This is a genomic window from Pseudomonas sp. F-14 TE3482, assembly GCF_053629455.1.
Map to the genome: position 1 here is coordinate 597,919 of NZ_JBRJII010000001.1, position 26,529 is coordinate 624,447.

The window sequence follows — 26,529 nt, forward strand, 5'->3', positions numbered from 1 at the left end:
CGGCAGGAAAACTCAAGAAGCCAGCGGCAATACTTGCCAAAGCCCGTTCTGCTGAATCAATTGCCGGTCGCAGTCCGCTTCACGGGCGGCGGCCAAAAGCTGCCCAGGCAATGCCTGAACGACACGCTGACCCTCACTGCGCAACTGGCAAACCTGCTGCCAGAGTGCTGCATCCGTACTGTCAGGCATCCAGATACCGCCAGACGGTAGCTCGATTTCAGCACGCCCCAGGGTCACCAGGGTTTTCAAATCGGTAGAGAAACCAGTTGCCGGACGGGCACGACCGAAGTCAGCGCCGATGTCGTCGTAACGACCGCCTTGAGCAATGGACTGGCCAACACCCGGTACGAACACGGCGAACACTACACCAGTGTGGTAGTGATAGCCGCGCAACTCGCCCAGGTCGAAATACAGCGGTAATTCCGGGAAACGCGTGGACAGACGTTCGGCAATTGCCAGCAAATCGTCCAGGGCCGCCAGCACGGGCGCCGGCGCATTGGCCAGACGCTCGCGCGCTGCGCTCAACACTTCACGACCGCCACACAGGTCGACCAGCGCTCGCAGCATGCCCGACAGATCGGCAGGCAAGCCTTCGGTCAAGGTAATGACCTCGTCGATGGCTTTACGTTGCAATGCATCGAACAACTGTTGCTCGACTTCACCGGACAAACCGGCGGCGCGGGCCAGGCCGCGGTAGATGCCGACATGGCCGAGGTCCATGTGCACATCCGGCACATCGGCCAGTTGCAGCATGGCCAGCATCAGGCTGATGACTTCTACGTCGCTGCTCGGGCTGGCATCGCCGTACAACTCGGCGCCCAGTTGAATCGGGCTGCGTGAGGACGACAAGGCACGTGGCTGAGCGTGCAGCACGCTACCGGCATAGCACAGACGGCTCGGGCCTTCGCGACGCAGGGTGTGCGCATCGATGCGCGCCACTTGCGGCGTGATGTCGGCACGGAAACCCATCTGCCGGCCCGACTGCGGGTCGATGACCTTGAAGGTGCGCAGATCGAGGTCCGAGCCCGCGCCGGTCAGCAGGGATTCCAGGTACTCGATATGGGGAGTCACGACAAACTCGTAACCCCAGCTCTGGAACAGATCCAACACCTGGCGACGCGCTATTTCGATGCGCGCAGCTTCTGGTGGCAGTACTTCTTCGATGCCATCTGGCAGCAGCCAGCGGTCTACCGTTGCCATTACGCCATTCCCCTATGATCCGGGCGACAAGCCTTTGGGCGAGCCTTGAGTGAAGCAGAAAATGATCGGCCCATGCACACAAACCGCGGGCATGGACAACGGGGCGAAAAGCCTGAAACCGGCTTCGCCAACCACTTTCCTCGAAAAACCTGTCGAGTCATTCAACTCGGGTGCCTGCATAAAAACAGCAATCAAACGTGCAGACGCAAAAAAGCCGGGAATTTCCCGGCTGCCGCATCATACACACGTTTTCCCAAAGGATCACCCCGCCCGAGGTTTTAGCCGCCAGGCGGGGGATGATTCAGGTCAACGCCGTATCAAGGCTTGGCTTTTTCCAGGTAACGGAAGAAGTCGCTGCCCGGGTCCAGGACCATGACGTCGGATTTGTTCGCGAAGCTTTCACGGTAGGCACGCAGGCTACGGTAGAACGCGTAGAACTCCTGATCCTGACCGTATGCCTTGGAGTAGATCGCAGCAGCCTGGGCATCACCGTCACCGCGAACCTCTTCAGATTCACGATAGGCTTCAGCCAGCAGCACACGGCGTTGACGGTCGGCGTCGGCACGGATGCCTTCAGCCAGCTCGTTACCCTTGGCGCGGTGCTCGCGAGCTTCACGCTCACGCTCGGTGCTCATTCGTTCGAACACGCTGCGGTTCACTTCCTTCGGCAGGTCGATGGTTTTGACCCGGACATCGACAACTTCGATGCCCAGCTCTTTTTCCGCCATCTTGTTCAGCGAGTTGGTGATGTCAGCCATCAGCGCATCACGCTCACCGGACACTACTTCGTGCAGGGTGCGCTTACCGAACTGGTCACGCAGGCCCGACTCCAGACGACGGGAAAGACGCTCGTCGGCAATCTGCTTGAGGCCGGAAGTCGCGGTGTAGAAGCGCTCGGCATCTTTCACGCGCCATTTGGCGTAGGCATCGACCATTACGGCTTTCTTTTCCAGCGTCAGGAAGCGTTGCGTCGGTGCATCCAGTGTCATCAGGCGGGCGTCGAATTTGCGCACCTTGTTCACGTAAGGCACTTTCATGTGCAGGCCCGGTTGAACATCGGTCTGGACCACGCGACCGAACTGCAGCATCACCGCGCGCTCGGTCTGAGCCACGATGTAGAAGCAGTTCCAGGCAACGATCGCCACGACGACGCCGATAATAAGGGCGATCAGCGATTTATTGCTCATCAGCGACTCTCCCTGGTACGTGCTTGCTGTTGCTGCAGATCAGCTGCCGCACGCGCATTCACTTCATTGCTGCTGGCTGCTGCGCCGGTCACCGGAGCGCCGGAGCTGCGACCACTGTCGATCATCTTGTCCAGCGGCAAGTACAGCAGATTGTTCTGGCCATCCTTGTTGCCGGTCACGAGAACCTTGCTGGTGTTGCTGAAGATTTCCTGCATGGTGTCCAGATACAGACGCTGGCGGGTGACCTCAGGGGCCTTGCGATACTCGGCCACCAGCTTGGTGAAGCGATCGGCCTCACCCTTGGCGCGGGAGACGGTCTCGTCGCGGTAACCGTTGGCATCCTCGAGGATGCGCTGGGCCTGACCACGGGCTTCCGGCACGACGCCGTTGGCGTAGGTTTCAGCCTGGTTTCGCGAACGCTGCTCATCTTCACGGGCGCGGATCACGTCATCGAAGGCTTCCTGGACTTCACGCGGTGCAGCTGCGCTCTGTACGTTGACCTGGGTGACGGTGATACCGGTGCGGTAGGTATCGAGGAAGCGTTGCAGACGCTCCTTGATTTCGCTGGCCATCAGCTCACGACCTTCGGTCAGCACCTGATCCATGGCGGTAGAACCCACCACGTGACGCAAGGCACTGTCGGTTGCATGTTGCAGGCTGATTTCCGGCTGATCGACGTTCAGCACGAAGTCTTGCAGGTTGCTGATCTTGTACTGCACGGTCAGCGGCACTTCGACGATGTTTTCGTCTTCAGTCAGCATTTGACCCTGCTTGGTATAGGCACGCTCACGCGTGACATTTTCCATGTACTTGCGATCGATCGGCGGGAAATAGATGTTCAGGCCCGGGCCGACGGTTTCATAGTATTTGCCGAAGCGCAGCACTACGGCTTGCTCCTGCTCGTCGACCACGTAGACAGCGCTGTACAGCCACACAGCCGCCAGCACGACCAGGCCGATGCCGAGCAGGCCGCCGAAGCCGCCGCTCTTGCCCGGGCGACCGCCCTCGTCACCGCGTTTTTTACCACCACCGAACAACCCGTTCAGGCTTTCCTGCAGCTTTCGGAAGGCCTCGTCGAGATCCGGTGGTCCCTTGCGGTCGCCGTTATTGCGGCGCTTGCCACCCCAAGGATCCTGATTATTCGAGTTGCCACCCGGCTCATTCCAAGCCATAGCGCTCTCCATCTGATAAAGCAAAGACGCACCCACGGCGCGCCGACCAATGCTACAGAATGCCTGTCACCGCGGCACAACCGCTTTCTCAGGCTTTTATTGCAAAGTGTGTTGCTCGATGAATTCCATCGGTTGCAGACCTTCGCGGCTCACGAGTCGATTCAGTTCGATCCGTGGCAAGCGAACGGCCAGCAAACTAATGCCTTCTTCGTCGTGTTCTTCTTTTTGCACCGCACCGAGTTCGAAAAACTGCGCACGCAGTCGAGCAAAACGTTGCGGCAAGCGCAAGGTACCAACAAACAAATCACTGCCTAACAGTTCGGCCACGGCCTGCTTGAGCAGGTCAAGACCGGTACCGTCCTTGGCCGACAACCAGACCCGCTGCGGCTTGCCATCGGCATCGCGCTGGATCTGCGGCTCAACACCCTCGAGCAAATCGAGTTTGTTGTATACCTCAAGGATCGGCAAGTCTTGCGCCCCGATCTCTCCGAGCACCACCATGACCTGTTCAATCTGGGCCATACGCTCAGGCTCATGCGCATCGATCACATGCAGCAGCAGGTCGGAGTTGCTCGACTCTTCGAGCGTAGCCCGAAATGCCTCGACCAGTTTGTGCGGCAGGTGGCGAATGAAGCCTACGGTGTCGGCCAGCACGATCGGTCCGAGGTCGTCGAGTTCGAGTCGGCGCAAGGTCGGGTCGAGGGTCGCGAATAACTGGTCGGCGGCGAAGACGTCGGAATCGGTGACCGAGTTGAACAGCGTCGATTTGCCGGCGTTGGTGTAACCCACCAGTGAAACCGTCGGAATGTCAGCACGTTTGCGCCCGCGACGAGATTGCTCGCGCTGGCTGCGGACCTTTTCCAGGCGCCCCTTGATCTGCCGCAGGCGAACCCGCAACAGGCGCCGGTCGGTTTCCAGCTGGGTTTCACCCGGGCCGCGCAGACCGATACCGCCCTTCTGCCGCTCAAGGTGAGTCCAGCCACGAACCAGCCGCGTACTCATGTGTTCAAGCTGAGCCAGTTCAACCTGGAGCTTGCCTTCATGGGTGCGGGCGCGTTGGGCGAAGATATCGAGAATCAAACCCGTGCGGTCAATCACGCGGCACTCGAAAATACGTTCGAGGTTACGTTCCTGACTGGGCGTGAGGATGTGATTGAAAATCACCAGATCGACCTGTTCGGCGCTGACCAGATCGCGTAACTCTTCGACCTTGCCGCTGCTGATCAGGGTTTTGGCGGTTGGCCGATGACGCGGCACGTTAAAAAACGCGACGGTCTCGGCGCCAGCCGAAATTGCCAACTCCTGAAACTCCTGCGGATCTTCGCGCGCCTCAGGGTCCTGACCATCCAAGTGAACGAGAATTGCCCGTTCACCACCACCGTGGCGCTCAAAGAACAAAGGAGACTCCTATCAGGCGTTACCTGGCTCAGCGTCACCTGCTTCGGATTCGGTTGCGCTAGGCAGACGAATTGGACGAACCGGCACCACTGTAGAGATAGCGTGTTTGTAAACCATTTGGCTAACGGTGTTTTTCAGCAGGATAACGAACTGGTCGAAAGACTCGATCGTGCCTTGCAGTTTGATCCCGTTGACCAGGTAGATGGAAACCCCCACTTTCTCTTTACGTAAAGTATTCAAGTAAGGGTCTTGTAGCGAATGCCCTTTTGACATGTGCCGCACTCCTTTAAGGATTCAATATAAAAAATAGGTAAACAGATGGCTTGGGGCCGTCACACCCCCAAGGATAGACGGCAATTGCAAGGACTCAGCTCAATATGGAGATGGTCCCAAGGTATTTCAAGGCGCGCGGCAGATTGTCGCAATCGAGGCTGTCCAACCAGTGTAAATCAGCCCAACTGCGTAGCCAGGTGAACTGGCGCTTTGCCAATTGGCGCGTGGCAATGATTCCACGCTCCTGCATCTCGGCTTGCGTCAGCTTGCCATCCAGGTAATCCCAGACTTGTCGATAACCTACAGCACGTATAGACGGCATCCCCGAATGCAGGTCACCTCTATCTCGCAGGGCTACGACCTCGTCGATGAATCCCTGTTCCAACATATTTGTGAATCTTTGTTTAATACGCTCGTGCAGTACCTGGCGATTTGCCGGGGCGATAGCCAAGTTCGCGACAGTATAGGGCAATTGTTGCAGTCCCGAAGCGGCTGCTTCAGTACTTTGCGCAGATTGTCGCAAGCGTAGCTCAGTCATGCTCTGACCACTGACGCGATAAACTTCCAGCGCGCGACTAAGGCGCTGCGGATCGTTCGGATGAATTCGCGCGGCCGATTGCGGATCGATGACCGCCAATTGATCATGCAGGGCTTGCCAACCAAGGCGTGCAGCCTCTTCTTCGATTTGCGCGCGCACCTGCGGATCGGCCGCCGGCATGTCGGCCAGACCTTCGAGCAAAGCCTTGTAGTAGAGCATTGTGCCGCCTACCAGCAGCGGAATTTTGCCCCGCTCGGTGATCTCGGCCATGGCCTCAAGCGCATCCCGACGAAAATCCGCAGCGGAATAACTCTCGGCCGGATCGAGAATATCGATCAACCGATGCGGAAATTCGGCCAATAGCTCTTTGGAAGGTTTGGCAGTGCCAATGTCCATGCCACGGTAAACCAGCGCCGAATCGACGCTGATCAGCTCGCAGGGCAGAACCTTGGTGAGTTCGATGGCCAGGTCGGTCTTGCCGGCAGCCGTCGGCCCCATCAGGAAAATCGCAGGAGGGAGCTGGCTCATCAACGACCGCGCAAAAACAGTTTGTCCAGATCGTCCAGGCCCAGTTGGGTCCAGGTCGGTCGGCCATGGTTGCATTGACCGCTGCGTTCGGTGTTTTCCATGTCCCGCAGCAGACCGTTCATTTCCGGCAAGGCCAGACGCCGATTCGCGCGAATCGCGCCGTGGCAGGCCATGGTGCCGAGCAGTTCGTTCAGGTGTGCCTGAATCCGGTCGCTGGTGCCGTATTCCATCAAATCCGCCAGAACGTCGCTGACCAGCCGATTGGCTTCCGCCTGCTTCAGCAAGGCGGGAATTTGCCGGATGGCCAGCGACTCCGGGCCAAGGCGCTGCAATTCAAAGCCCAGCCGCTGGAACCACGCGACGTGTTCTTCGGCGCAATCGGCTTCGCGCTGACTGACCGCCAGGGACTCTGGCACCAACAGCGGCTGACCGCTCAGGCCTTCGCTGGCCATGGCGATTTTCAGGCGTTCGTACATGATCCGCTCGTGAGCGGCGTGCATGTCCACCAGCACCAGGCCTTGGGCGTTTTCCGAAAGAATATAGATGCCCTTGAGCTGCGCCAACGCATAGCCCAGCGGCGGAATGTCATCCTGCCCGGCCGGCAGCGCGACCGCGTTGGCTTCGGGCAAAGGCGCGAAGAACTCACGGTAGGCCGCTTGAGCTTCGGCGACGGGCACGCCGGACTGAGGCCGCGGCGTGTATTGATACTGATAACCGGCGCCAGCACCCGAGCCAGCCGGCGTGTTGAATGACGGCTGGGCCTGAGGCTGCTCCAGCAGCGCATTGGCCGCCAGACGCATTTCGCCCTGCGGACCGAACTCACCGGCTTCGATGCCGGTCGGCCGCACCATCGCGGTCGCGACAGGCGCGGCCAGATGATCTTCCGGCCGCACATCGCCGAGAGCGCGGTGCAAAGTGCCATAGAGGAAATCGTGAACCATGCGTCCGTCACGGAAGCGTACTTCGTGCTTGGTCGGGTGCACGTTGACGTCGACGCCCGCCGGATCGACTTCGAAAAACAGCACGAACGTCGGGTGCCGACCGTTGAACAGCACGTCGCGATAAGCCTGGCGCACCGCGTGGGCCACCAGTTTGTCGCGCACCGCGCGGCCGTTCACGAAGAAATACTGCAAATCCGCCTGGCTGCGGTTGAAGGTCGGCAACCCGACCCAACCCCACAAATGCAGGCCATTGCGCTCGATCTCGATCGGCAGCGCCTGCTCCAGGAAACCCGCCCCGCAGATCGCCGCCACACGCCGGGCGCGGGCCGCGTCATCGTGGGCTTCGTGCAGGCTGAGGATGGTTTTGCCGTTGTGGCGCAGATGGAACGCCACGTCGAACCGCGCCAGCGCCAGACGCTTGATCACTTCTTGCAGGTGATCGAATTCGGTTTTTTCGGTCTTGAGAAACTTGCGGCGCGCCGGCGTATTGAAGAACAAATCGCGCACTTCCACCGAAGTCCCCACCGGATGAGCTGCCGGTTGCACCCGCGGCGCCATGTCCCGGCCTTCGGTTTCCACCTGCCACGCCTGATCGGCATCGCGAGTGCGGGACGTCAGGGTCAGGCGCGCCACGGAGCTGATGGACGCCAGCGCCTCACCACGAAACCCCAGGCTCATCACCTGTTCAAGGTCTTCCAGGTTACGAATCTTGCTGGTGGCGTGACGGGCCAGAGCCAAAGGCAGGTCATCGGCAGAAATGCCGCTGCCATCGTCGCGCACCCGCAGCAACTTGACGCCGCCCTGCTCCACATCGACATCGATGCGTTTGGCACCGGAGTCGAGGCTATTCTCCAGCAACTCCTTGATCACCGAGGCCGGGCGCTCGACCACTTCACCGGCGGCAATCTGGTTCGCCAGCCGCGGGCTGAGCAGCTCGATGCGCGCAGCATTGGTCAGCACCTGGTTCATTCTTTGGCCGCCAGTTCAGTGCCGGGGATGGTCAACGTCTGACCAATCTTCAGCTCGTCGCTCTTAAGGTTGTTAGCGCTGCGCAAGGTGGCCGGAGACACCTGATAGCGCACGGCGATCATCGCCAGGGTCTCACCGGGATTGACGCGATGGTCACGCGGGCCCTGGGCGATTTTGCCGGAATCGCGCAACCAGGCAATGTAGGTGCCCGGCGGTGGATTCTGCTGGAAGAACTGCCGCACGCCGCTGCTGATAGAACGCGCCAGCGCTTGCTGATGGTTCGCAGCGGCAAGCTTGGACGCTTCGTTGGCGTTGGAGATGAACCCGGTTTCCACCAGAATCGACGGGATGTCCGGCGACTTCAGTACCATGAACCCGGCTTGCTCTACGCGCTGTTTGTGCAGCGGCGTGACGCGGCCGATGTTGCTCAAGACTTTCTGGCCAACGTTGAGGCTGGACGTCAGGGAAGCGGTCATCGACAAATCGAGCAGCACGCCGGCCAGCATGCGGTCCTTGTCGTCGAGGCTGACGTTGCCGGCACCACCGATCAAGTCGGAACGGTTTTCGCTGTCGGCCAGCCAACGGGCGGTCTCCGACGTCGCGCCACGGTCAGACAAGGCGAACACCGAGGCACCAAACGCAGCAGCCGAAGGTGCGGCGTCGGCGTGGATCGAAACGAACAGGTCAGCACCTTTCTTACGGGCAATTTCGGTACGACCGCGCAACGGAATGAAGTAGTCGCCGGTGCGAGTCAGTTCGGCGCGGAAGCCTTTCATGCCATTGACCTGACGCTGCAGTTCACGGGCGATGGCCAGCACCACGTCTTTTTCACGCTGACCGCGAGAGCCCGAAGCGCCTGGGTCTTCGCCACCGTGGCCGGCATCGATCACCACAATGATGTCGCGCTTGCCGGCCGGGGCGGGCGGCAATTTGATCGAAGGCTCGGAGGGTGCGACAGGGACCGCAGGCAACGTCGCCACAGCCGGCGTTGGCGCAGGCGGTGGCGCGGCATCGGCCGCATTGTCGAACAGGTCGACGACCAGGCGATTGCCATATTGGGCGTTTGGCGCCAAGGTGAAGCTTTTTGGCGTGACGGCCTTTTTCAGGTCGATGACCACCCGCAGGTCAGTCGGCGTACGTTGAGCCGAGCGCATTGCGGTGATCGGAGTGTTCGAGGTATTGACGTTCAGCGGCGCCCCCAGAGTTGCGCCATTGATGTCGATCACCAGCCGATCCGGGGAGGTCAGGGTAAAAACGCTGTGCTGGACAGACCCTGTCAGGTCAAACACCAGCCGCGTGTTGTCCGGCGCCCGCCACAGGCGAACACTGTTGACCTTCGTCTCGGCCACAGCGTCGACGGTCACCGCCAGAAACAACAATCCTACGGCAGCAACCAACGCGCGAAAGCGCATACCTAACCCCATCATTTAATTGAATTCCAATGCCAAAGCGGCACACCACGACTCGCCACGCGAGCCCTGGGGCAAAATTTTCAGCGAACGCCCGCTGTCTTGCGGGCTAATGGTAATGGTCAGGTCGGGCTTTGGCAAAAAGCCTGCACCGTTACGGGGCCATTCGATCAGGCACAACGCGTCGTCTTCGAAATAGTCGCGGATGCCGAGGTACTCCAGCTCCTCCGGATCGACCAGTCGATACAGGTCGAAATGGAAGGCGCGGATGTCGCCGATCTCGTAGGGCTCGACCAGGGTGAAGGTCGGACTTTTTACCGCGCCTGTATGTCCCAGGCCACGAATAATGCCCCGGGACAGCGTGGTTTTCCCCGCACCCAAATCCCCCTCGAGAAAAATCAGACCGTGCCCTTCAGTGGTTTGTGCAATGCGCGCACCAAATGCGGTCATCGCCTCTTCATCAGCCAGGTACAGGGTTACTTCAGACACGGTGCTTGCTCCTCCAACAACTGACGAATGGCTGGAATCAGATCACTGGCCGCCAGCCCACGGCCGAATTTACCTTGTTGCGCGCCGGCATTGGCGTGCAGCCAGACCGCCAGGCATGCCGCGTCATACGCATCCATACCCTGAGCGAGCAAGGCGCCGACCAGACCGGCCAGCACATCGCCCAAACCGGCAGATGCCATGGCCGGATGGCCCTGATGACACAGCGCCAGGCGCCCGTCGGGGCTGGCGATCAGGCTGCCGGCGCCTTTGAGCACCACGACAGCTGTATATTTTTTGCTCAATGCATGGGCAGCGGCAGGACGATCGGCCTGAACATCGGCCGTCGATAGCCCCAGCAATCGCGCCGCCTCGCCAGGGTGCGGCGTGATAACACAATGGGCGGGCAAACTCACGCCACCTTCGGCCAACAGGTTCAACGCATCGGCGTCCCAGACTTGCGGCAGCGGCGCATTGGCCGCGGCCGACAACAGACTGCGCCCCCAGGCGGCCTGCCCCAGCCCTGGGCCGACGACCAGCACCGTGACCTTCGCAAGCAGCCCCATCAATTGATTGGCCGACGAAATGCCGAGCACCATCGCTTCAGGCAACCGCGCCAATGCAGCTGAAACATGCTCGCTGCGAGTGGCCACGGACACCATGCCGGCACCGCTGCGCAGGGCGCTTTGTGCACCGAGCAGGATGGCGCCGCCAAAACCGCGATCACCGCCGATCAGCAATACGTGGCCAAATTTGCCTTTGTGGCCAGTTGGTGCGCGACCGGTCAGATGCGGCACATTACCTGCCGTCAGGCGACGAGCACTGACCGTGGCCCCGATAAACGTCTCAGGGGCGGCTAGCAGATCATTGAAGACCAAATCGCCAACCACATCCGCAGCGTCACCGGTGAACAGGCCCAGCTTCAAGCCGATGAACGTCACCGTGAGGTCCGCTCGAACCGCAATGCCGAGCTGGCGCCCCGTATCGGCGCACAGCCCCGAGGGGATATCCACCGCTGCAACCGGTAACCCACTGGCGTTGATCGCGGCGATGACACTGGCGTATGGCTCGCGCACTTCACCGGTCAGGCCAGTGCCAAGCAAGGCATCCAGCACAATGCCACGTAATTCGCAGTGCGCATTCCAGTCTTGAATGGCGACGCCTTCGGCTACCGCCTCGGCATGGGCCGATGCGGCATCGCCCTGCAGACGCCCGGGATCACCGACGGCCAGCACCCGCACGTGCCAGCCGGCACGTCGGGCCAGCACGGCCACCAGGTAACCGTCGCCTGCGTTATTGCCGTGGCCGGCCACCACGCTCAATTCGTGGGCCGTGGGCCAATGGCGGACCAGCGCGCGCCAGGTCGCCCGCGCTGCACGCCGCATCAATTCGAAGCCCGGTGTACCGGCCGCAATCAGGCTCGCATCGAGCCCTCGGACTTGCGCGGCGCTATACAGCGCGTCGGGTAATTCATCTTTAGTGTGCGGCATGCGTCTTCAGGCTCCGATGTCTGGCAGAATTATACGCACCTCAGCTCCGGTTTCTCTCGTCTCATGCCCGCTATTACCACAGACCTGCCCGCCCTCGCCCAATCCATCAAGGACTGGGGCCGCGAGCTGGGCTTTCAGCAAGTCGGCATCAGCGGCCTCGACCTGGCCGAGCATGAGCAGCACCTGGAGCGCTGGCTCGAAGCCGGCTACCACGGCGAAATGGAGTATATGGGTGCCCATGGAAGCAAACGTTCGCACCCGGAAGAACTAGTGCCGGGCACCTTGCGAGTCGTTTCCCTGCGCATGGACTACCTGCCGGGCGACACCGAAATGGCCAAACGCCTGGCCGAACCGGAAAAAGCCTACGTCTCGCGTTATGCCTTGGGCCGCGATTACCACAAATTGATCCGTAAACGCGTGCAACAACTGGCAGAAAAAATACAGGCAGTGATCGGCCCGTTCGGCTACCGCGCCTTTGTCGACAGCGCCCCGGTGCTGGAAAAAGCCATCGCCGAACAGGCTGGTCTGGGCTGGATCGGCAAAAACACGCTGGTCTTGAATCGCAAGGCCGGCAGTTATTTCTTCCTCAGCGAACTGTTCGTCGACCTGCCGCTGCCGGTGGACCCGCCCCACACCACGGAACACTGCGGCCGCTGCACCGCCTGTCTGGATATCTGCCCGACCAACGCCTTCGTCGGTCCGTATGTACTGGACGCCCGACGCTGCATTTCGTACCTGACCATCGAACTGAAAAGTGCGATCCCTGAAGATTTGCGGCCGCTGATCGGCAATCGGGTGTTCGGTTGCGATGACTGTCAGATCGTCTGCCCGTGGAACCGCTTCGCCCGACCTTCCGGGGAAAGCGATTTCAAGCCAAGGCACAATCTGGACAACGCCGAACTGGCCGAACTGTTCATGTGGGACGAAGAGAAGTTCCTCAGCAGCACCGAAGGCTCACCACTCAGACGTGCGGGTTACGAGCGTTGGTTGCGCAATCTGGCGGTCGGCCTGGGTAATGCGCCATCCAGCATTCCGGTGCTGGAAGCGCTCAAGGCACGGCGGGACTATCCGTCGGAACTGGTGCGCGAACACGTCGAATGGGCCCTGAAACAACACGGACTCCTGTAGCAGCTGCCGAAGGCTGCGTTCGGCTGCGCAGCAGTCGTCATTTCGCAAAGCGAGTCCTGCGGCCTCGAACGCAGCCTTCGGCAGCTGCTACAGAGACCGTGTCAGGCCTCGTCGTTATAAACGAACTTGGGCATTTCCCAATGGAAACGGATCGCCAGCAAGCGCAGCAGGAAGCCGCCGAACAGGGTGATCAGGATCGCCTGTTCACCGGGTAATTGCAGGTAAATGCAGAGCAGATAGCACCATGCCGCGGCAAACGAGACGCTGGCGTAGAGCTCGCGGCGGAAGATCAGCGGGATGTCGTTGCAGAAGATGTCCCGCAAGATGCCGCCAAACACGCCCGTGATCACACCGCTGACCGAGGCCACCAGCATGCCGTGGCCCATTTCCAGGGCCGTCATGCAGCCGATCAGGGTGAACGCCACCAGACCCACCGCGTCGAGCACCAGAAACAGTGAACGCAGATGGCGCATCCAGCGGGCAATGAAGATCGTCAGCATCGCCGCAACGGAGGTCAACACCAGGTATTCCGGGTGTTTGACCCAAGTCAGCGGGTAGTGGCCGAGCAGCACGTCGCGTACCGAACCGCCGCCCAGCGCCGTGACGCACGCAATCAGCACCACGCCAAACCAGTCCATGCCGCGACGGCCCGCAGACAGGGCGCCCGTCATGGCTTCGGCAGTAATGGCGATCAGATAGAGCATCAGCAACATGGTGGCGGTCCTGGCAGAAAGGCGCGCAGTCTACTCAGATCGTCAGGGCACCAAAAGGGGGCAAGAGAACCTGTGGCGAGGGAGCTTGCTCCCGCTGGGCCGCAGAGCGGCCCCATTTGCTAACAACGCAATTCTTCAGATAGACCGCGCCGGCTGACTTTACGACTGCTACGCAGCCGAGGGGGAGCAAGCTCCCTCGCCACAAAAGCCCACTCATGCCCAATCAGAACTTGATGAAATTCTTGCGGTAGTGCTGAAGCTCGGCGATCGATTCGCGGATGTCGTCCAGGGCCAGGTGGGTGCTGCCCTTTTTGAAGCTGTCGCGTACGTCCGGTGCCCAGCGCGCGGCCAGCTCTTTAAGAGTCGACACGTCGAGGTTGCGGTAATGGAAGTAGCTTTCCAGCGACTTCATGTGGGTATAAAGGAAGCGACGGTCCTGGCAGATGCTGTTGCCACAGATCGGTGACTTGCCCTTCGGCACCCATTTTTCCAGGAAGGCGATGGTCTCGGCTTCGGCTTCGGCCATGCTGATGCGGCTGTCGCGAACCCGTTGGGTCAGCCCGGAGCCGCCGTGCTGACGGGTATTCCACTCGTCCATGCCGGCGAGGATCTCGTCACTGTGATGGATGGCGATCACCGGACCTTCGGCCAAGGTGTTCAAATTACTGTCGGTGACGATAGTGGCCATCTCGATGATGACGTCGGTATCAGGGTTCAGACCGGTCATTTCCAGGTCGATCCAGATCAGGTTCAGCGGGTTTTGCATGAGTCGGCTCCTCGGCGTAGGTGCGCAGTTTAGCCTAGGGAGGCCACCGGGCGTGCTAAACTCGCGGCCGTTTTACCTAATCGCTGCATTCTCGATACGGAACACCCATGGCCAAACGCCAACTCAATCGTCGTCAAAACTGGCGCATCGAAAAGATTCAGGGCGAGCGCGCTGCCCGCGCCGCCAAACGCGAGTCCTCGGCTGTCGAGGCACTCGAAGGCGGCGACCTGGGCCCGGAACAGACGGGCCTGGTGATCGCGCACTTCGGTGTGCAGGTCGAAGTCGAGGCCCTCGATGGCGAATTGGCCGGCCAGGTGTTCCGCTGCCACTTGCGCGCCAACCTGCCAGCGTTGGTGACCGGCGATCAGGTGGTATGGCGTGCCGGCAACCAGGGCATCGGCGTGATCGTGGCGCAACTGCCGCGAAAAACCGAGCTCTGCCGTCCGGACAGCCGTGGCCAGCTCAAGCCGGTGGCGGCCAACGTCGACTTGATCGTGATCGTCTTCGCCCCGCTGCCCGAGCCTCACGCCAACCTGATCGACCGTTACCTGGTCGCTGCGGAACACGCCGGTATTCGGCCGTTACTGCTGCTGAACAAATTCGACCTGATCGACGAGCAGAACGCCCCGGCGCTGAATGCCTTGCTGGCGGTTTACCGCACGCTGGGTTACCCGGTGCTGGAAGTGTCGGCCCACCACGGCAATGGCATGGAGCAGTTGCAAAAGCAGCTGGACGGGCACATCAGCGTGTTCGTCGGCCAGTCCGGTGTCGGCAAGTCGTCGCTGGTCAACAGCCTGCTGCCGGAAGTCGACACCCGTGTCGGCCCGCTGTCCGAGCTGTCGGGCCAAGGCACCCACACCACCACCACCGCGCGACTGTTCCACTTCCCCGGTGGCGGTGAGTTGATCGACTCCCCGGGTATCCGCGAATTCGGCCTGGGCCACGTCAGCCGTGCCGACGTCGAAGCCGGTTTCATCGAGTTCAACGACCTGATCGGCACCTGCCGCTTTCGCGACTGCAAGCACGACCGCGAGCCGGGTTGCGCCTTGCTCAAGGCATTGGAAGAAGGCCGCGTGCAGCAGCAGCGGATGAACAGCTACCGCTCGATCATCGCCAGTTTGCCTGAAAGCAGCTATTAAACAGACGTGCCAACCGCTCCTGACTATTACGGGGCGGTAGGTCGTTCGTGGCGTCCTACAAAAACCCCCTCAGTTAAACGTCAGACCTCTCTGTAAGGTTTCTTCGCGCCTGCCTGAAGGACGCGTCTCTTTAACCGCCAAGGCCTTGTTGCGGCCACTCAAGTGCATACATTCGAGCCCTCATCGCATCTCTGGCGATACCGAGGGACAGCCATGCAAACCTATCATTTGTTCATCAGCCACTCGTGGAACTACTCAGACGCCCACGACAATCTGGTTCGCCTGCTCAATGCAAAGCCCGGCTTCACGTTCAAGAATTTTTCGGTGCCACCGGACAACCCGATCATCGGCGCGAAAACCGACAAACAACTTGAAGAAGCCATCGAAAACAAGATTCGGCTTTGCTCGGCAGTGCTGATCATGGCAGGGATGTATTCGACCTACAGCAAGTGGATCAACAAGGAAATCGAGATCGCCAGGCGAATGGGCAAGGTCATCATTGCGATAAAACCGTTTGGCGCCGAACGGATTTCCACGGTGGTACGCCGGGCGGCGCACGCGGAGTGTGCGTGGAACACCAACAGCATCATCGATGCCATTCGCACTCACGCGGCGGGCTGAACCATGCGCAAGGGACTGTTCATCGGCATTAATAACTACAGCCATGTTTCGCAATTAAGTGGCTGCAACAATGACGCGATGGCCATGGCTTCGGTGCTTAAAACCGACGCCAATGGCGATCCGAATTTCAAGAACCTGGTCCTGACCTCCGCCGAAGATTATCTGAGCCGTGAAAAGCTCGAAGGGCATATCCAGGAATTGTTTTCAGGCGATTGCAGCGTTGCACTGCTGTACTTCGCCGGTCACGGCAACTTCGACGTCGATACGGACGAAGGCATGCTGATCCCCCAGGACTACAAATCCGCCAAGGATGGAATTCGCATCAGCGACATCCTGAATTGGGCGACCAAAGCCGTAAAAATCAAAAACAAAGTGATTATTCTCGACTGCTGCCAGGCGGGCTCGGCGGGCGAAGTGCGGGCGCTACGCAGCGAAAGCAGCATGGTGTGTGAAGGCATGACCATTCTCACCGCGTGCAAAAAAGAAGAGCCGGCGATGGAAGGCGCCAACCACGGCGTCTTCACAGGGCTGTTGCTGCAAGCACTGCACGGCGGCGCCGCGAACATATTGGGAAAAATCACCCCCGGCAGCCTCTATTCATTCGTCGACAACGCTCTCGACGCGTGGGAACAGCGCCCCGTGTTCAAGACCAATGTGTCGCAGTCCATTTCATTGCGAGAAGTCTCGCCGCTAATACCCAAAGAGATCCTGCGCAAACTGCCTGATTGGTTCGAAGAGGCGGAGTCAATGTTTGCCCTCGATCCGAGCTACGAACCTACCGAAGCCACGTTCGACCCGGAACACGGCGAAGTCTTCGCCCAACTGCAAAAGTGCAATCGCCATAGCCTGATCGAACCGGTGGACGCCGAGCACATGTACTACGCGGCCATCCACTCCACGGGCTGCCGCCTCACCGCCCTCGGCGCCTATTACCGCGAACTCGCAATCAAGGGACATTTCTGATGCCAGTGTTTATCAGCTACCGCCATAGCGATCGGTCCCACGCCATCGCCATCAGCACCCGCCTGAAGCAGGCAAACATCAAAACTTATCTGGATGTGCTGGATCCGGAGTCCCAGACAACCGACGACATCACTGGAGTGATCACCCGCAACATCACAGAATGCACACACTTGCTGGCAGTCGTTTCTGAGAGGACCGCACACTCCTGGTGGGTGCCGTTCGAAATCGGTGAAGCGACCATCAGCAACCGACGGATTTGCTCATTCAAGGTCGGCCCGGCAGAACTGCCGTTGTATCTCGATAAATGGCCAAAGCTCAGCACCGACAAGGATATGGAGTTTTTCATTGATGCTTATCGTGAAGAAGTGGCGACCAAGCGCTCAATGACGCTGGGTTCGATCAATGAATCCCTTTACGGCACCTACAAGCGCAATGCCGAGCTGTTCCACGACCAGCTCAAGAACCGCATCCGACGTGGTTTCTGACAGGCGCAAAAAAGTCGCGGTGATCACTTAAGAAAGTCTTGAATCAAAGAAACCTGTGGCGAGGGAGCTTGCTCCCGCTTGAGTGCGTAGCACTCACAAAAATCGGCAATGGTTGTCAAATTTTTGGGGCCGCTACGCAGCCCAACGTCGGAGTTCCTCTTGGAGCTAGCTCGCTCGCCACAAAGGCAGGCATGACCATTCAAGAAGCCTTCAGCCTCAATTAATTCATTTTTTTCGCACGGTATCACTAGCGCTGATAGCGTGCGTAAATCCTGTTATTTGGCCGTTAAGAGGGCTCTATAACGCAGATTTTGGGACGCTTACTGCTCATCAGCATCGAAGACCGGCCGCGATCGTCGCGCAATGCGATCGCGGCTTTTCAGTCTTCAGCGTGCGGCTTTTTCCAACTTCCAGCCCAGCGCATCCAAGGCGTCACAGCCGTCCTGAATCAGCATGTGTGCAGCATTGGCGAAATGCTCCAGGTCATGACCTTCGGCGTTTTTGATGCACAGGCAGGTGACGCTGTTGAGCAGATTACGGGCGGCTTTTATGCGGTGTGTGTCGGTTTCAAGAAGATCGGAAGCTTTGGCTTCGGTGTCGATGAACAACGTCGGGCCGACGCTGAAATTGCCTTGGAGCGGGTGGTACTTAGCCATGGGTCAAAACTCCAGATAATTTCGAGAGGTTTCATCTTTGTTTCGACCGGCTAAGATCGGTCGCCGAGCTGGTGGGGCGACATTGGAACTATAAACAGCTACCTAGATGGGACTGTCAGATTTTTTGTGTGCGGGCCGGTAACGGCCTGCCGTTAGGCAGGCCATGCTTTTACCAGGTTGGCCTGATAAATCGATCTCCGTACAGAATCGCGAATTGATTCATCGCACTTTTCCAGTCATGGGCCGCTGAGCCCCAGTTTGCTGTGATATTGCGCAGCCCAAGCCAGATCAGTTTTGTCGCCGCATCGTCGGTCGGGAAGTGACCTCGGGTTTTGATGATCTTGCGCAGTTGAGCGTTGATGCTCTCAATGGCGTTGGTCGTGTAGATCACTTTTCGGATCGCAGGCGGGAAAACGAAAAATGGGATCACACGATCCCAAGCGCGGCGCCAAGCAGCCACTACCGTCGGATACTGCTTGCCCCATGGCCCGCTTTCAAACGCATCCAGCGCCTGCTCGGCCGCTTCGGCGGTGACTGCCTGATAGATCGGTTTGAGCGCCTTGGCCAGTTCACGACGCTTATCCCAAGCCGCGTAATCAAGACTGTTGCGGATCAGATGAACAATGCATGTTTGCAGTGTCGTTTCTGGAAATACGGCGCTGAGAGCTTCTGGCATGCCTTTAAGGCCATCGGTCACAGCAATCAACACGTCTTCGACGCCGCGTGTCTTGAGGTCGTTGAAAACCTTCATCCAGAATTTGGCGCCCTCGGTAGTTTCGATCCAAATGCCGAGAATATCGCGTGTTCCGTCAGGCAAAACACCCAGGGCCAAGTAGATCGCCTTATTGCGAACCAGCCCCTCTTCGCGGATTTTGACCCGCAGAGCATCGAAAAAAATAACCGGATACATCGGCTCCAAAGGCCGCTGTTGCCATGCACCGATCTCTGCCATGACCTCATCGGTTACAGAGCTGATGAAGTCGGGAGAAACGTCCGTACCGTACTGCTCGGAAAGAAACGCACGGATCTCTCTGACAGTCATTCCGCGGGCATACATGGCGATGATCTTGTCGTCGAATCCGGTGTAACGGCGCTCGTGCTTGGGAATCAGGATGGGAGAAAAACTGCCGTCCCGGTCGCGAGGAATATCCAGTCGGAGCGGGCCATCGCCGGTTAGAACCGTCTTGCCGCTTTTGCCATTGCGCTGGTTGGTTTCATCCTCTGGGCGCTGTGCGCCCGGCGGATAGCCCAAGTGGTGACCGAGTTCAGCATTCAGGGCTCTCTCGATCAAAGCCTTCTTGAACGCCGCAGAGGCGTCCTCAATGGCTTCAGCGGTCATCGGTCCATCGGTGAATTGCTCGAGCAGCTCTTTCGGGATTTTCGGTAGCTCTCGCAACGCGGGTTTCTTCTTGGTTGGCATACATGCACCTCTTACTCATGTTATGCCCGAACACAAAATTTCTGACACCCCCACCTAGATGATGAAAACCCCACCCGACAATTTCGGAAAGCTCCTACAAATCCACTTTGAGAGACATCAACACGACTAAAAAAACCAAAATTTAATAACTTATTCGAGATTGAGCGCATTCAACAAAGTTTTGTGGCGCGATCATATTACTAAACGAAAATCTCTGATCATCCTTCAGCTCAATGACGAGTGAATCGAAAAATATATTCCTTGTGACTTTTATTTTTAGTATCTCATCGCTATGAATTAGAACCCGACGACAGTAACCAGCAGCTTCATCACGAAAATCCAGCCCCTCCGGAACAATTTCAACAGCGACCTCTCTGTCGCGCCACCCAACCGTAAAATATGAAAACAATATTATATTCATCAGAACAGACAATACTAACGCTCGACCCAGCACAACATCCTCCAAGTCAAAAAGAGGATCCAATATAAACTTAATCACTGCATAGGTTGGAACCAAGCTCACACAAGCCCAAGCTCTGATTCTTAAGCCCACACGTTCATTCCAAATCACACGCATAAAGACTTCACACCCTATCAAACAGATTTATAACCAATCGACCTCCGATCAACTCATCAAGTCCACAAGTCGCGAAGAAGGGCCATTGGCCTTCAGTCGTTCGGTGACGACTTTCGGCCACTGGTTGCGGGAGCGGCGTTTGGCGAGGTTGTAGGTGAGTTCTTGAATGCGACAGGTGGGATAGAAGCAAAGATCGAGTACCAAACCCAGTACATCAATGCCACGTAAAAAATTCTTGCCTCCACTTTCTTGCTTCGCGTGTTTTATCCGTTCCAGTGTTTGCTTGAAGCTGTGGCTCATTCTAGGCCGCACGGATAACTGACTTTGTACAAATGCATCCGACTCACTGTGATTACCGTGCTCGTCGAACCAGGGGCCATTGTTCATATATGAACGAATGTACTCCCAAAAACCTTTTTGCATTGCCAGTGATTTACCAACGGGGGCACCTAGGCTGACCATCAAAGCCGTTACCGGTTTTTCGAAGCTGTACATGCGAATTTCCAGCGATGCGCTTTGCATGCCACCGATGTGGGGACCGACTAGTTGAAATTCATTAGCTATGGCAGAGATGCCTTCCCACGGAGTGTGGAACAGTTCGCCGTCGTGATCGAAATATACTTCGCGGGTGCGACGGTTAAACAGAATAGGTAGCGGTAGCGGGCGCAGAGTTTCCCATAGAAATGGCACTACAAATAGCGGAGTACATATTGAAAGCATTATGAAAAGCCCATCGGCTTCACCGCTGTGTACAAGACTGACAAATCCAAGCCCGATTCCTGCGACCCCACCAATACCGCCCAACACACCCGTCATCAGCCCTCGGTAAGAATCACCTCCTGATTGCAACGCCAAGTAATGCTCGGTGTGTTCATCGGTAATAAATAACTCCATCGGCTGTTCGCCAGTGGACTTGTTCGCCTCAAGCGCGACGGTGGGCGTAGAACTGTAACGTGGTTCTTCTAGCATATTCATATCCATGCTCGTTCCATGATTTTTACTGCTGGCAGCGTCAGCCCTTCTTGTGGGGAATAGATCAACTCGCCCTCAATACACTTCAAGTCCCGCACTCCGTTCTCATGGTACACACGGCGATAAGGGGTGATGCCAACGGGTACAGGAATGCGACTGCCACTATGTAGAGCAAAGTCTTTGCCCGTCCATTCGACCTTTTTAATTTGCTCAGAGTGATAGCCGAGCGTATCACCCCACACTTCGATGCCCTTGAAGTGAATCATCGTGTCGGTCAACGGTACGTTTTCACCCGGCAGTTTCAGCATCAGATATGTGGAAGTGACCTGTCCTTGATAAGGATGCATTTCCGCCAGCCGGCGAGCATCAAAACTGATCGGAAACAAAATGGGGTACAGCTTATCCATGGACAGGGTGTAGCTGTTCGACCAGGTGTCGTCTGGACGGATCCCAAAACAGCTGTTTTTTACCCACTGTTCCAGCGGCGAGTCTGCTGTATAGAGCCGGGCAACAACCCCGGTGACAATCACCAAGGTGAGGCCAAGTATTTTTATAGCCACATGCGGTGCAACATTCATCCCCCCGCAATGGCTGCAGCCTCACCGACCATCACGGCGACTTGTGCGGCACGGTAAGCCCGGAAAAGTTTTACATAGAGCACGATGCCGGCCAGTTCGGCGCTGGCGATAGCCAAATTGGTCGCCATAGTGTCGAAATCGCCTTTTTGGTACGCCTCAAAGGCTTCTATCCCATAGAACACAACGTCGAAGGCCAACACGGCAACCTGCGCCCCCGCGGTAATCGCTGCACGCCCCAAGGTTTTAATCAACATTAGCCTTGAGGAGACTGAAAACTTTCCGGTCTGGCGGACTGACTCCGCCCAATCAAGTTCGCCGACTCGCTGCCACACAGCTGCGCCTGCCGCACCAACTCCAAACGCCGCCCCGACTGCGCTAAAACCGTTTTTGACCGTTTTGTTATCAAGAAACGCATTGCCCGATGAAACAAAATTCACCCCCGCCACCAGCGTCACAATCGACTTGATCGGCGCTTTACTCAGCGCGCCTTTCAAATCAAACACACTGCTCAATTCAATACTCGCCGCCAGATTCACCGGCAACGGTGACAGCTTGGTGCTGGCGGGGACCAAATGCATGAACGGGATACCGTCAGCCACCCCGCTGGCCAGCGGTGTAACACTCAAATGCGCAGGCATTGACTGGCGAGTCCCCATCAAATCGCTGTACCACTCGCCCAGCTGACGCGATGTGACGCCCGAGGTCTGGATGCGCTGGTCGCTGCGGGCCAGCGCTGCCGCCATGTACAAACGCCCCGCCGCACCAGTGCCCTTTTCACCCTGATGCAATTGCAACCCAGCCACCGGGGCAAGAGACAGAAATAGGGCCTCAACGCTTGAGGCCGGCTTGTGTTGCTTCAGTTTGTCGGCGGTCTTGTTCAGCGCATCGGTATAACCAAAGGCTCTGGCGAGTTTGCTGGCGCCTTCTTGAATAGCAGCCTGGTTATCTCGGGCCACATCGCTGAAGTCCACAAGGTATTTGATTTCGCCAACACCCAGCCGTGACGGCAACCCGAGCAATGCCCAAAGCAACCATGGCTTACCGGCCTTGTTACCTTCAAGACTGAGGGTAATGGCCTCGGCCCCGACGCTGGTGCTGGCCGGTCCCAGGCAAGCCGCTGCGAAATGCAATTCCAGTGCCTCACGGGCAACCGACTGGGTAATGTCGAAATGGCCGCAAGCGGTGTCCATGCTCGACGCACCGGTCACTTGCAGGGTGTTAAACCACGCCACCCAGAGTTGGGCCAGACGTTGCAGGTCGGCGGTACATCGGTCGCTCTGGTTCTCTTGATCCTTCCACGCCCGCTGGAGTTCGTCATAGCGGGTGATGGACGGCAACTGTGCGCTCAGTTGCCGGTCGCCTTCGCTCAGTGACTTGATGACACTGGCCATCGCCCACTCTTCAGCGTGATGTTCCTGGTAATTGTCGAACGCTTCTTTACGCACACGCAGCAGCGCGGCAAGATCGAGCAGCACGCCCCATGCGTCATCAATCACGGCATAGGCCTGCTGTTCGCAAGCCTTCATCTGCTTCAGCACTTTCAACCAGTCGGGTGCGTGCTCAGTTTCGGGATCCGCGCTCCAGCCATAGTTAGTTGCATCGTTGTATTCGCCAATCTGCTTGGCGACGGTGTCGACCTTGCCACTGAACGGTGCGACACCTGGCACAAAACTTCGCATGATGCGCTGACGTACGGCGGGGTCTGTTTTGGCGGCCCGATACTGCGCCTCACTCCAGCGAACGGGCGACCAGACCAATCCGGCAGGGTCGCCAGCTCTTAACACTAGATGGGGTTTGACCCGGGTGTCGATCACCCTGCCCGCGCGCGGGGTCTGGGTGAGCTGAGCTTTTTCGACCTGATACTCCACCAACTTGGGTGGGCTGCTCTCCCAGACGTAGAGCCAACCGTCGCGCAACAAACGCGAGGTGTATTTGAGCGCATGCCCGGTCAAGTCAGGATGCCGAGGCCCCAATTCGGGAAACGAGCCGCGCAATGCCGGCAAGTCGTAGGCTTCGGAATCGACAGCGACGGTTGGGCCAAGGGCGTATCGCAGAGGCAAAACGGCAGCGAACAGCGGGCAGGTTCCAACGCGGATTTTACTCTGGGTACTCATGCGTTCTTCTCCGGGTTGGCTGGAAGGCTCAGTGCCTCCAGAACCGGCTCAGGCAGGGTGATTTGCGCGGCCAGACCTTTATTGGCCGGTGCTGAGTCATATTCAGGCGCTTCGTTTTCCCAAGCGCACACTGGCGCGTTGCCATGGCGTAGCCAGACGCTTTCCACACCAAACCAAAAGCCTGCTGGCCATTGCACGCCGGCCAACCAGGCGCGTCGCAGAACCGAGCCATCCGCCAGACGCAACCACAGCTCTCGCTGCTGCTCATCAAAAATGCGCAACCGACGTTGCAGGATCGGTAGCCATTGTTGGGCGCTCCGTGGAGAAGCCAGCCAAACACCATGTTGCAAGTCAGAGCCGCCCCACCACGCGGCATACGATGCGCCGCCAATCGAGGCATTCAGCAGAAAAGGCCCCGCGGCGCTGATCGGCTCATAAGCGGTCCCCTTGAATAGCGGCTGCGGAGAATCTGCGCCGTAGTGCTCGTTAAGCCAATCGATAGCGCCTTCGTACTGGGCGCCATCAAGCAGGAGCAGTCCTTTGTTCGGGATGACTGGTGTCATGCTTCACCCCTCTCTGCTTCCTGGGATTCCTGGGCAACGTTGCATACCGGGCAAACACCGGAATTGGCCTCGCGAAAGACGATGTTCTGTTTGAGCAGGGCTTCCATGGGAAGGGTGTCGATAACCACAGCTTCGGCGACTTGGGGAGCTGCTGACAGTGCCGCCTGCCCGGGTAGGCCAGTTAGCGGCGAACCACCCACGACAATGGCCACACTGCTGAATATCCCGCTGGAGTTAATGACGATGAAATGACCGTCACATTCCCACGTCAGGCTCTGGTCAGCCTTGATAACCACATTGGCCGCAGTGACATGGGCGCGAGGCCCGGCCTGAATCACCAACGTGCCCTCTGCCGTCGTGCTGCTGTTGCCGGTGATGGAGATCACCTCGTTGCCGCCGATCAGCGTGTTGCGCGCACCTTCGGTGGTGTGCAATTCGTCGCCCTTGATCAGGCTAGCGCTGTTGTTGTCCACCTGTTCAAAGCGGTCGTTACCGATCAGGCTGTGGCTATCACGGATAATCTGTTCGCGGCGGTCGTTGCCAATTTTGGTATCGCTGTCGTTGAGGATCAGCTGTTCCAGGTCGCGTTCGGCGCGCAGGTAGATTTGTTCCTGCCCGGCGCGATCTTCAATCGACAGTTCGTTGTAACCGCCCGTGCTGGGGGAGCTGTGGCTACGCAATACGGTTTTGGTCTTGTTTTCGGGCAAGGGATAGGGCACTGCATTGACCTTGTTCGGCACGCATCCGGTAATGAGCGGGTTATCGGGATTGCCGTCCAGAAAGGTGACCATGACTTCCATGCCGATACGCGGAATGGTCACCGCTCCAAAATTTTTACCTGCCCAGTGGGTAGATACCCGCAGCCAGCAACTGCTTTTTTCGCTGTTGAGTTCGGCCCGGTCCCAAGGGAACTCGACTTTGACGCGACCATACTCATCGCAATAGATCTCCTCGCCGGCGGGGCCGGTGACGCGGGCGGTCTGGCTGACCAGCGTCGGTCTTGGTGCAGGTAGCGGTGGCCGGTAAAACACATCCCATGGAATGACGCTGAAGCGGTTGCGGTAGCCTTGGATGAAGCCGTCCTCGGGTTTGGTGTCGCTGGTGATCACCTCTTCCAGTGACTGGGGTTGCTTTCCGGCGTGCGACACACTGAGCAGCAGCCACAAATCGTTGCAAGTTTTATCCGGATGTTCCGTCAGGTCGAAGAAGTGACCGCTGCGCAGGCTTGGCTGATCGCTTTTACCTTCGACCAACTGGTAATCGGTACGGTGCCGTTCCAGCGCCTGCCGGGCCAGCTGTTTGCCGCGCTTTTCGTTTTCGATAAAGACCGGATAGCGATAGTCTTCAAGCTCAGGGTGAAACTCAGCGGTGAAGCGGCTTTCCAGCAATAGACTCGGGCGTTGGAAGTCGTAGTACCGATGCGTGGTGGTGCTGGGGCGGGTGCTGAAACGCATGGAGAACTGGCTGACGACCGGGTGCTCCGCCACCATGCCGGAGTCTTGCAGATAGGGGGTTGCACCCAGTTTGGGGAACCAGGTCTGGTCATCGGTGAACACCAGCACATGGCCTTGCGGTGAATGCTGGTGATGCCACGCGATGCCGTCTTCGGCGCACAGGCGCTGGACGAACTCGTAATCACTTTCCCCATACTGCGTGCAGTACTCGCGCTCGGGGCTGGTACTGACATGGAAGGTAAACGCATCGGCCTGAATGCCGTGGCCTTTGAGTACCTGAGCGATGATTTGCGGCACCGTCAGCTTCTGGAAAATCCGCTGATTGTGGCTGAACTGCAGGTAGTGCAGCGTCGGTACGAGGGTCAGGTGATAACGGGTCAGGCGTTTGCCGGTTTCCCCCCTGAACACATCTTCGATACGACCGTGAAGACCTTCCCCGTTAAGGCCAAACTGGAGAAAAGCAGGCTGACTGAGCAGGCTCTCCAGATCGAAAGCAGGGTGTTCACTGACCAGTTCAATCTGGATCGCATACAAGGCACTGATGGCTTCAGTACCTTCAAAGGTGAGGACTTTGAAATCGTTAGGAACAGTCGGGATCAGTAACGTGAAGTGAGCAACATTGGCGGGGGCGAACATGCGCTTATCCTTTTGCTTTTCCGTGGCTCGTCCTTAAGCCGAATGAGGATACAAATCGCGATGCCCATGCCATCCCCGGCGTGAGCAAACGCAAACTGCCGAGTACGTTAGCAAGAGGAAAAAGGGATTTATGTAGGATGCATCTTGATATCC

25 protein-coding genes are annotated in these 26,529 nt (G+C 58.2%); 5 read left to right on the plus strand and 20 right to left on the minus strand.

Going from position 1 to position 26,529, the window contains the following annotated elements; translation table 11 throughout:
- Window positions 1-12: 12 nt before the first annotated feature.
- The 10 genes from AB7M26_RS02610 to AB7M26_RS02655 form a co-directional block, all read right to left on the minus strand.
- Complete coding sequence (locus AB7M26_RS02610; RefSeq protein WP_008068877.1) at window positions 13-1,200, minus strand: ATP phosphoribosyltransferase regulatory subunit; 1,188 nt, start codon at window positions 1,198-1,200, stop codon at window positions 13-15.
- A gap of 317 nt (window positions 1,201-1,517) precedes the next feature.
- Window positions 1,518-2,387, minus strand: coding sequence for a protease modulator HflC (gene hflC, locus AB7M26_RS02615; RefSeq protein ID WP_123499847.1), 870 nt, complete (start codon window positions 2,385-2,387; stop codon window positions 1,518-1,520).
- Window positions 2,387-3,559 (minus strand): FtsH protease activity modulator HflK, encoded by a 1,173-nt coding sequence (gene hflK / locus AB7M26_RS02620; protein WP_401174957.1) that lies wholly within the window; start codon window positions 3,557-3,559, stop codon window positions 2,387-2,389. The genes hflC and hflK overlap by 1 nt, the downstream gene beginning before the upstream one ends.
- 96 nt (window positions 3,560-3,655) lie before the next feature.
- A complete protein-coding gene (gene hflX / locus AB7M26_RS02625; RefSeq protein WP_008009827.1) occupies window positions 3,656-4,957 on the minus strand; it encodes a ribosome rescue GTPase HflX in 1,302 nt (433 codons plus the stop codon).
- A gap of 12 nt (window positions 4,958-4,969) precedes the next feature.
- Entirely contained in the window at window positions 4,970-5,230 is a 261-nt protein-coding gene (gene hfq / locus AB7M26_RS02630; protein ID WP_007902656.1) for an RNA chaperone Hfq, read from the minus strand.
- 94 nt (window positions 5,231-5,324) lie between these two features.
- Window positions 5,325-6,296, minus strand: a complete 972-nt coding sequence (gene miaA / locus AB7M26_RS02635; protein ID WP_123499849.1) for a tRNA (adenosine(37)-N6)-dimethylallyltransferase MiaA — start codon at window positions 6,294-6,296, stop codon at window positions 5,325-5,327.
- Complete coding sequence (gene mutL / locus AB7M26_RS02640) at window positions 6,296-8,194, minus strand: DNA mismatch repair endonuclease MutL (RefSeq protein ID WP_185022217.1); 1,899 nt, start codon at window positions 8,192-8,194, stop codon at window positions 6,296-6,298. The genes miaA and mutL overlap by 1 nt, the downstream gene beginning before the upstream one ends.
- 8 nt (window positions 8,195-8,202) lie before the next feature.
- Window positions 8,203-9,633: an N-acetylmuramoyl-L-alanine amidase gene (locus AB7M26_RS02645; protein WP_123499853.1), complete on the minus strand. Its 1,431-nt coding sequence runs from the start codon at window positions 9,631-9,633 to the stop codon at window positions 8,203-8,205.
- On the minus strand, window positions 9,634-10,104 hold the full coding sequence (tsaE, locus tag AB7M26_RS02650) for a tRNA (adenosine(37)-N6)-threonylcarbamoyltransferase complex ATPase subunit type 1 TsaE (protein WP_123499855.1): 471 nt from the start codon (window positions 10,102-10,104) through the stop codon (window positions 9,634-9,636).
- Entirely contained in the window at window positions 10,092-11,591 is a 1,500-nt protein-coding gene (locus AB7M26_RS02655) for an NAD(P)H-hydrate dehydratase (RefSeq protein WP_123499857.1), read from the minus strand. The genes tsaE and AB7M26_RS02655 overlap by 13 nt, the downstream gene beginning before the upstream one ends.
- Window positions 11,592-11,654: 63 nt before the next feature.
- On the opposite strand from AB7M26_RS02655, the gene queG reads away from it, so the two are divergent.
- Complete coding sequence (gene queG, locus AB7M26_RS02660; protein ID WP_123499859.1) at window positions 11,655-12,719, plus strand: tRNA epoxyqueuosine(34) reductase QueG; 1,065 nt, start codon at window positions 11,655-11,657, stop codon at window positions 12,717-12,719.
- 101 nt (window positions 12,720-12,820) lie between these two features.
- Here queG and AB7M26_RS02665 read toward each other — a convergent pair whose 3' ends face one another.
- Window positions 12,821-13,432 (minus strand): trimeric intracellular cation channel family protein, encoded by a 612-nt coding sequence (locus tag AB7M26_RS02665; RefSeq protein ID WP_030128339.1) that lies wholly within the window; start codon window positions 13,430-13,432, stop codon window positions 12,821-12,823.
- 223 nt (window positions 13,433-13,655) lie between these two features.
- Entirely contained in the window at window positions 13,656-14,198 is a 543-nt protein-coding gene (orn, locus tag AB7M26_RS02670; RefSeq protein ID WP_008068863.1) for an oligoribonuclease, read from the minus strand.
- A gap of 107 nt (window positions 14,199-14,305) precedes the next feature.
- Between orn and rsgA the strand changes: the two genes are divergently transcribed.
- The 4 genes from rsgA (at window position 14,306) to AB7M26_RS02690 (ending at window position 17,406) form a co-directional block, all read left to right on the plus strand.
- Window positions 14,306-15,337, plus strand: a complete 1,032-nt coding sequence (gene rsgA / locus AB7M26_RS02675; protein ID WP_007902636.1) for a small ribosomal subunit biogenesis GTPase RsgA — start codon at window positions 14,306-14,308, stop codon at window positions 15,335-15,337.
- A gap of 213 nt (window positions 15,338-15,550) precedes the next feature.
- Window positions 15,551-15,958 (plus strand): TIR domain-containing protein, encoded by a 408-nt coding sequence (locus AB7M26_RS02680; protein ID WP_008009843.1) that lies wholly within the window; start codon window positions 15,551-15,553, stop codon window positions 15,956-15,958.
- 3 nt (window positions 15,959-15,961) lie between these two features.
- Complete coding sequence (locus AB7M26_RS02685) at window positions 15,962-16,921, plus strand: caspase family protein (RefSeq protein ID WP_123499861.1); 960 nt, start codon at window positions 15,962-15,964, stop codon at window positions 16,919-16,921.
- Complete coding sequence (locus AB7M26_RS02690; protein WP_123499863.1) at window positions 16,921-17,406, plus strand: toll/interleukin-1 receptor domain-containing protein; 486 nt, start codon at window positions 16,921-16,923, stop codon at window positions 17,404-17,406. The genes AB7M26_RS02685 and AB7M26_RS02690 overlap by 1 nt, the downstream gene beginning before the upstream one ends.
- Before the next feature lie 386 nt (window positions 17,407-17,792).
- Here the strand turns inward: AB7M26_RS02690 and AB7M26_RS02695 are convergent, their stop codons facing one another.
- The 8 genes from AB7M26_RS02695 to AB7M26_RS02730 all read right to left on the minus strand — a co-directional run bounded on the left by AB7M26_RS02695 (window position 17,793) and on the right by AB7M26_RS02730 (window position 26,376).
- Window positions 17,793-18,062 carry a hypothetical protein gene (locus AB7M26_RS02695; RefSeq protein ID WP_123499865.1) on the minus strand — a complete coding sequence of 90 codons (270 nt, stop codon included), beginning with the start codon at window positions 18,060-18,062 and terminating at the stop codon, window positions 17,793-17,795.
- Window positions 18,063-18,231: 169 nt separating this feature from the next.
- Window positions 18,232-19,482 carry an IS256 family transposase gene (locus AB7M26_RS02700; protein WP_123501454.1) on the minus strand — a complete coding sequence of 417 codons (1,251 nt, stop codon included), beginning with the start codon at window positions 19,480-19,482 and terminating at the stop codon, window positions 18,232-18,234.
- 142 nt (window positions 19,483-19,624) lie between these two features.
- Entirely contained in the window at window positions 19,625-20,059 is a 435-nt protein-coding gene (locus AB7M26_RS02705) for a hypothetical protein (RefSeq protein WP_148050161.1), read from the minus strand.
- Window positions 20,060-20,107: 48 nt separating this feature from the next.
- Complete coding sequence (locus AB7M26_RS02710; RefSeq protein WP_123500133.1) at window positions 20,108-21,040, minus strand: hypothetical protein; 933 nt, start codon at window positions 21,038-21,040, stop codon at window positions 20,108-20,110.
- Complete coding sequence (locus AB7M26_RS02715; protein ID WP_429387810.1) at window positions 21,031-21,609, minus strand: hypothetical protein; 579 nt, start codon at window positions 21,607-21,609, stop codon at window positions 21,031-21,033. Before AB7M26_RS02715 ends, AB7M26_RS02710 begins: the two co-directional genes overlap by 10 nt.
- Window positions 21,606-23,723, minus strand: coding sequence for a toxin VasX (locus AB7M26_RS02720; protein ID WP_429387812.1), 2,118 nt, complete (start codon window positions 23,721-23,723; stop codon window positions 21,606-21,608). Before AB7M26_RS02720 ends, AB7M26_RS02715 begins: the two co-directional genes overlap by 4 nt.
- Window positions 23,720-24,286, minus strand: coding sequence for a DUF4123 domain-containing protein (locus AB7M26_RS02725; RefSeq protein WP_429375535.1), 567 nt, complete (start codon window positions 24,284-24,286; stop codon window positions 23,720-23,722). The genes AB7M26_RS02720 and AB7M26_RS02725 overlap by 4 nt, the downstream gene beginning before the upstream one ends.
- Window positions 24,283-26,376, minus strand: a complete 2,094-nt coding sequence (locus tag AB7M26_RS02730) for a type VI secretion system Vgr family protein (RefSeq protein ID WP_429387814.1) — start codon at window positions 26,374-26,376, stop codon at window positions 24,283-24,285. The genes AB7M26_RS02725 and AB7M26_RS02730 overlap by 4 nt, the downstream gene beginning before the upstream one ends.
- Between the last annotated feature and the right edge of the window lie 153 nt (window positions 26,377-26,529).

Excerpts from the sequence above, each read along its gene's own strand:
- AB7M26_RS02610 (WP_008068877.1), bottom strand. The coding sequence starts at position 1,200 with ATGGCAACGGTAGACCGCTGGCTGCTGCCAGATGGCATCGAAGAAGTA.
- hflC (WP_123499847.1), bottom strand. The coding sequence starts at position 2,387 with ATGAGCAATAAATCGCTGATCGCCCTTATTATCGGCGTCGTCGTGGCG.
- hflK (WP_401174957.1), bottom strand. The coding sequence starts at position 3,559 with ATGGCTTGGAATGAGCCGGGTGGCAACTCGAATAATCAGGATCCTTGG.
- hfq (WP_007902656.1), bottom strand. The coding sequence starts at position 5,230 with ATGTCAAAAGGGCATTCGCTACAAGACCCTTACTTGAATACTTTACGT.
- miaA (WP_123499849.1), bottom strand. The coding sequence starts at position 6,296 with ATGAGCCAGCTCCCTCCTGCGATTTTCCTGATGGGGCCGACGGCTGCC.
- AB7M26_RS02645 (WP_123499853.1), bottom strand. The coding sequence starts at position 9,633 with ATGATGGGGTTAGGTATGCGCTTTCGCGCGTTGGTTGCTGCCGTAGGA.
- AB7M26_RS02655 (WP_123499857.1), bottom strand. The coding sequence starts at position 11,591 with ATGCCGCACACTAAAGATGAATTACCCGACGCGCTGTATAGCGCCGCG.
- queG (WP_123499859.1), top strand. The coding sequence starts at position 11,655 with ATGCCCGCTATTACCACAGACCTGCCCGCCCTCGCCCAATCCATCAAG.
- AB7M26_RS02665 (WP_030128339.1), bottom strand. The coding sequence starts at position 13,432 with ATGTTGCTGATGCTCTATCTGATCGCCATTACTGCCGAAGCCATGACG.
- orn (WP_008068863.1), bottom strand. The coding sequence starts at position 14,198 with ATGCAAAACCCGCTGAACCTGATCTGGATCGACCTGGAAATGACCGGT.
- rsgA (WP_007902636.1), top strand. The coding sequence starts at position 14,306 with ATGGCCAAACGCCAACTCAATCGTCGTCAAAACTGGCGCATCGAAAAG.
- AB7M26_RS02680 (WP_008009843.1), top strand. The coding sequence starts at position 15,551 with ATGCAAACCTATCATTTGTTCATCAGCCACTCGTGGAACTACTCAGAC.
- AB7M26_RS02685 (WP_123499861.1), top strand. The coding sequence starts at position 15,962 with ATGCGCAAGGGACTGTTCATCGGCATTAATAACTACAGCCATGTTTCG.
- AB7M26_RS02690 (WP_123499863.1), top strand. The coding sequence starts at position 16,921 with ATGCCAGTGTTTATCAGCTACCGCCATAGCGATCGGTCCCACGCCATC.
- AB7M26_RS02695 (WP_123499865.1), bottom strand. The coding sequence starts at position 18,062 with ATGGCTAAGTACCACCCGCTCCAAGGCAATTTCAGCGTCGGCCCGACG.
- AB7M26_RS02700 (WP_123501454.1), bottom strand. The coding sequence starts at position 19,482 with ATGCCAACCAAGAAGAAACCCGCGTTGCGAGAGCTACCGAAAATCCCG.
- AB7M26_RS02705 (WP_148050161.1), bottom strand. The coding sequence starts at position 20,059 with ATGCGTGTGATTTGGAATGAACGTGTGGGCTTAAGAATCAGAGCTTGG.
- AB7M26_RS02710 (WP_123500133.1), bottom strand. The coding sequence starts at position 21,040 with ATGGATATGAATATGCTAGAAGAACCACGTTACAGTTCTACGCCCACC.
- AB7M26_RS02715 (WP_429387810.1), bottom strand. The coding sequence starts at position 21,609 with ATGAATGTTGCACCGCATGTGGCTATAAAAATACTTGGCCTCACCTTG.
- AB7M26_RS02720 (WP_429387812.1), bottom strand. The coding sequence starts at position 23,723 with ATGAGTACCCAGAGTAAAATCCGCGTTGGAACCTGCCCGCTGTTCGCT.
- AB7M26_RS02725 (WP_429375535.1), bottom strand. The coding sequence starts at position 24,286 with ATGACACCAGTCATCCCGAACAAAGGACTGCTCCTGCTTGATGGCGCC.
- AB7M26_RS02730 (WP_429387814.1), bottom strand. The coding sequence starts at position 26,376 with ATGTTCGCCCCCGCCAATGTTGCTCACTTCACGTTACTGATCCCGACT.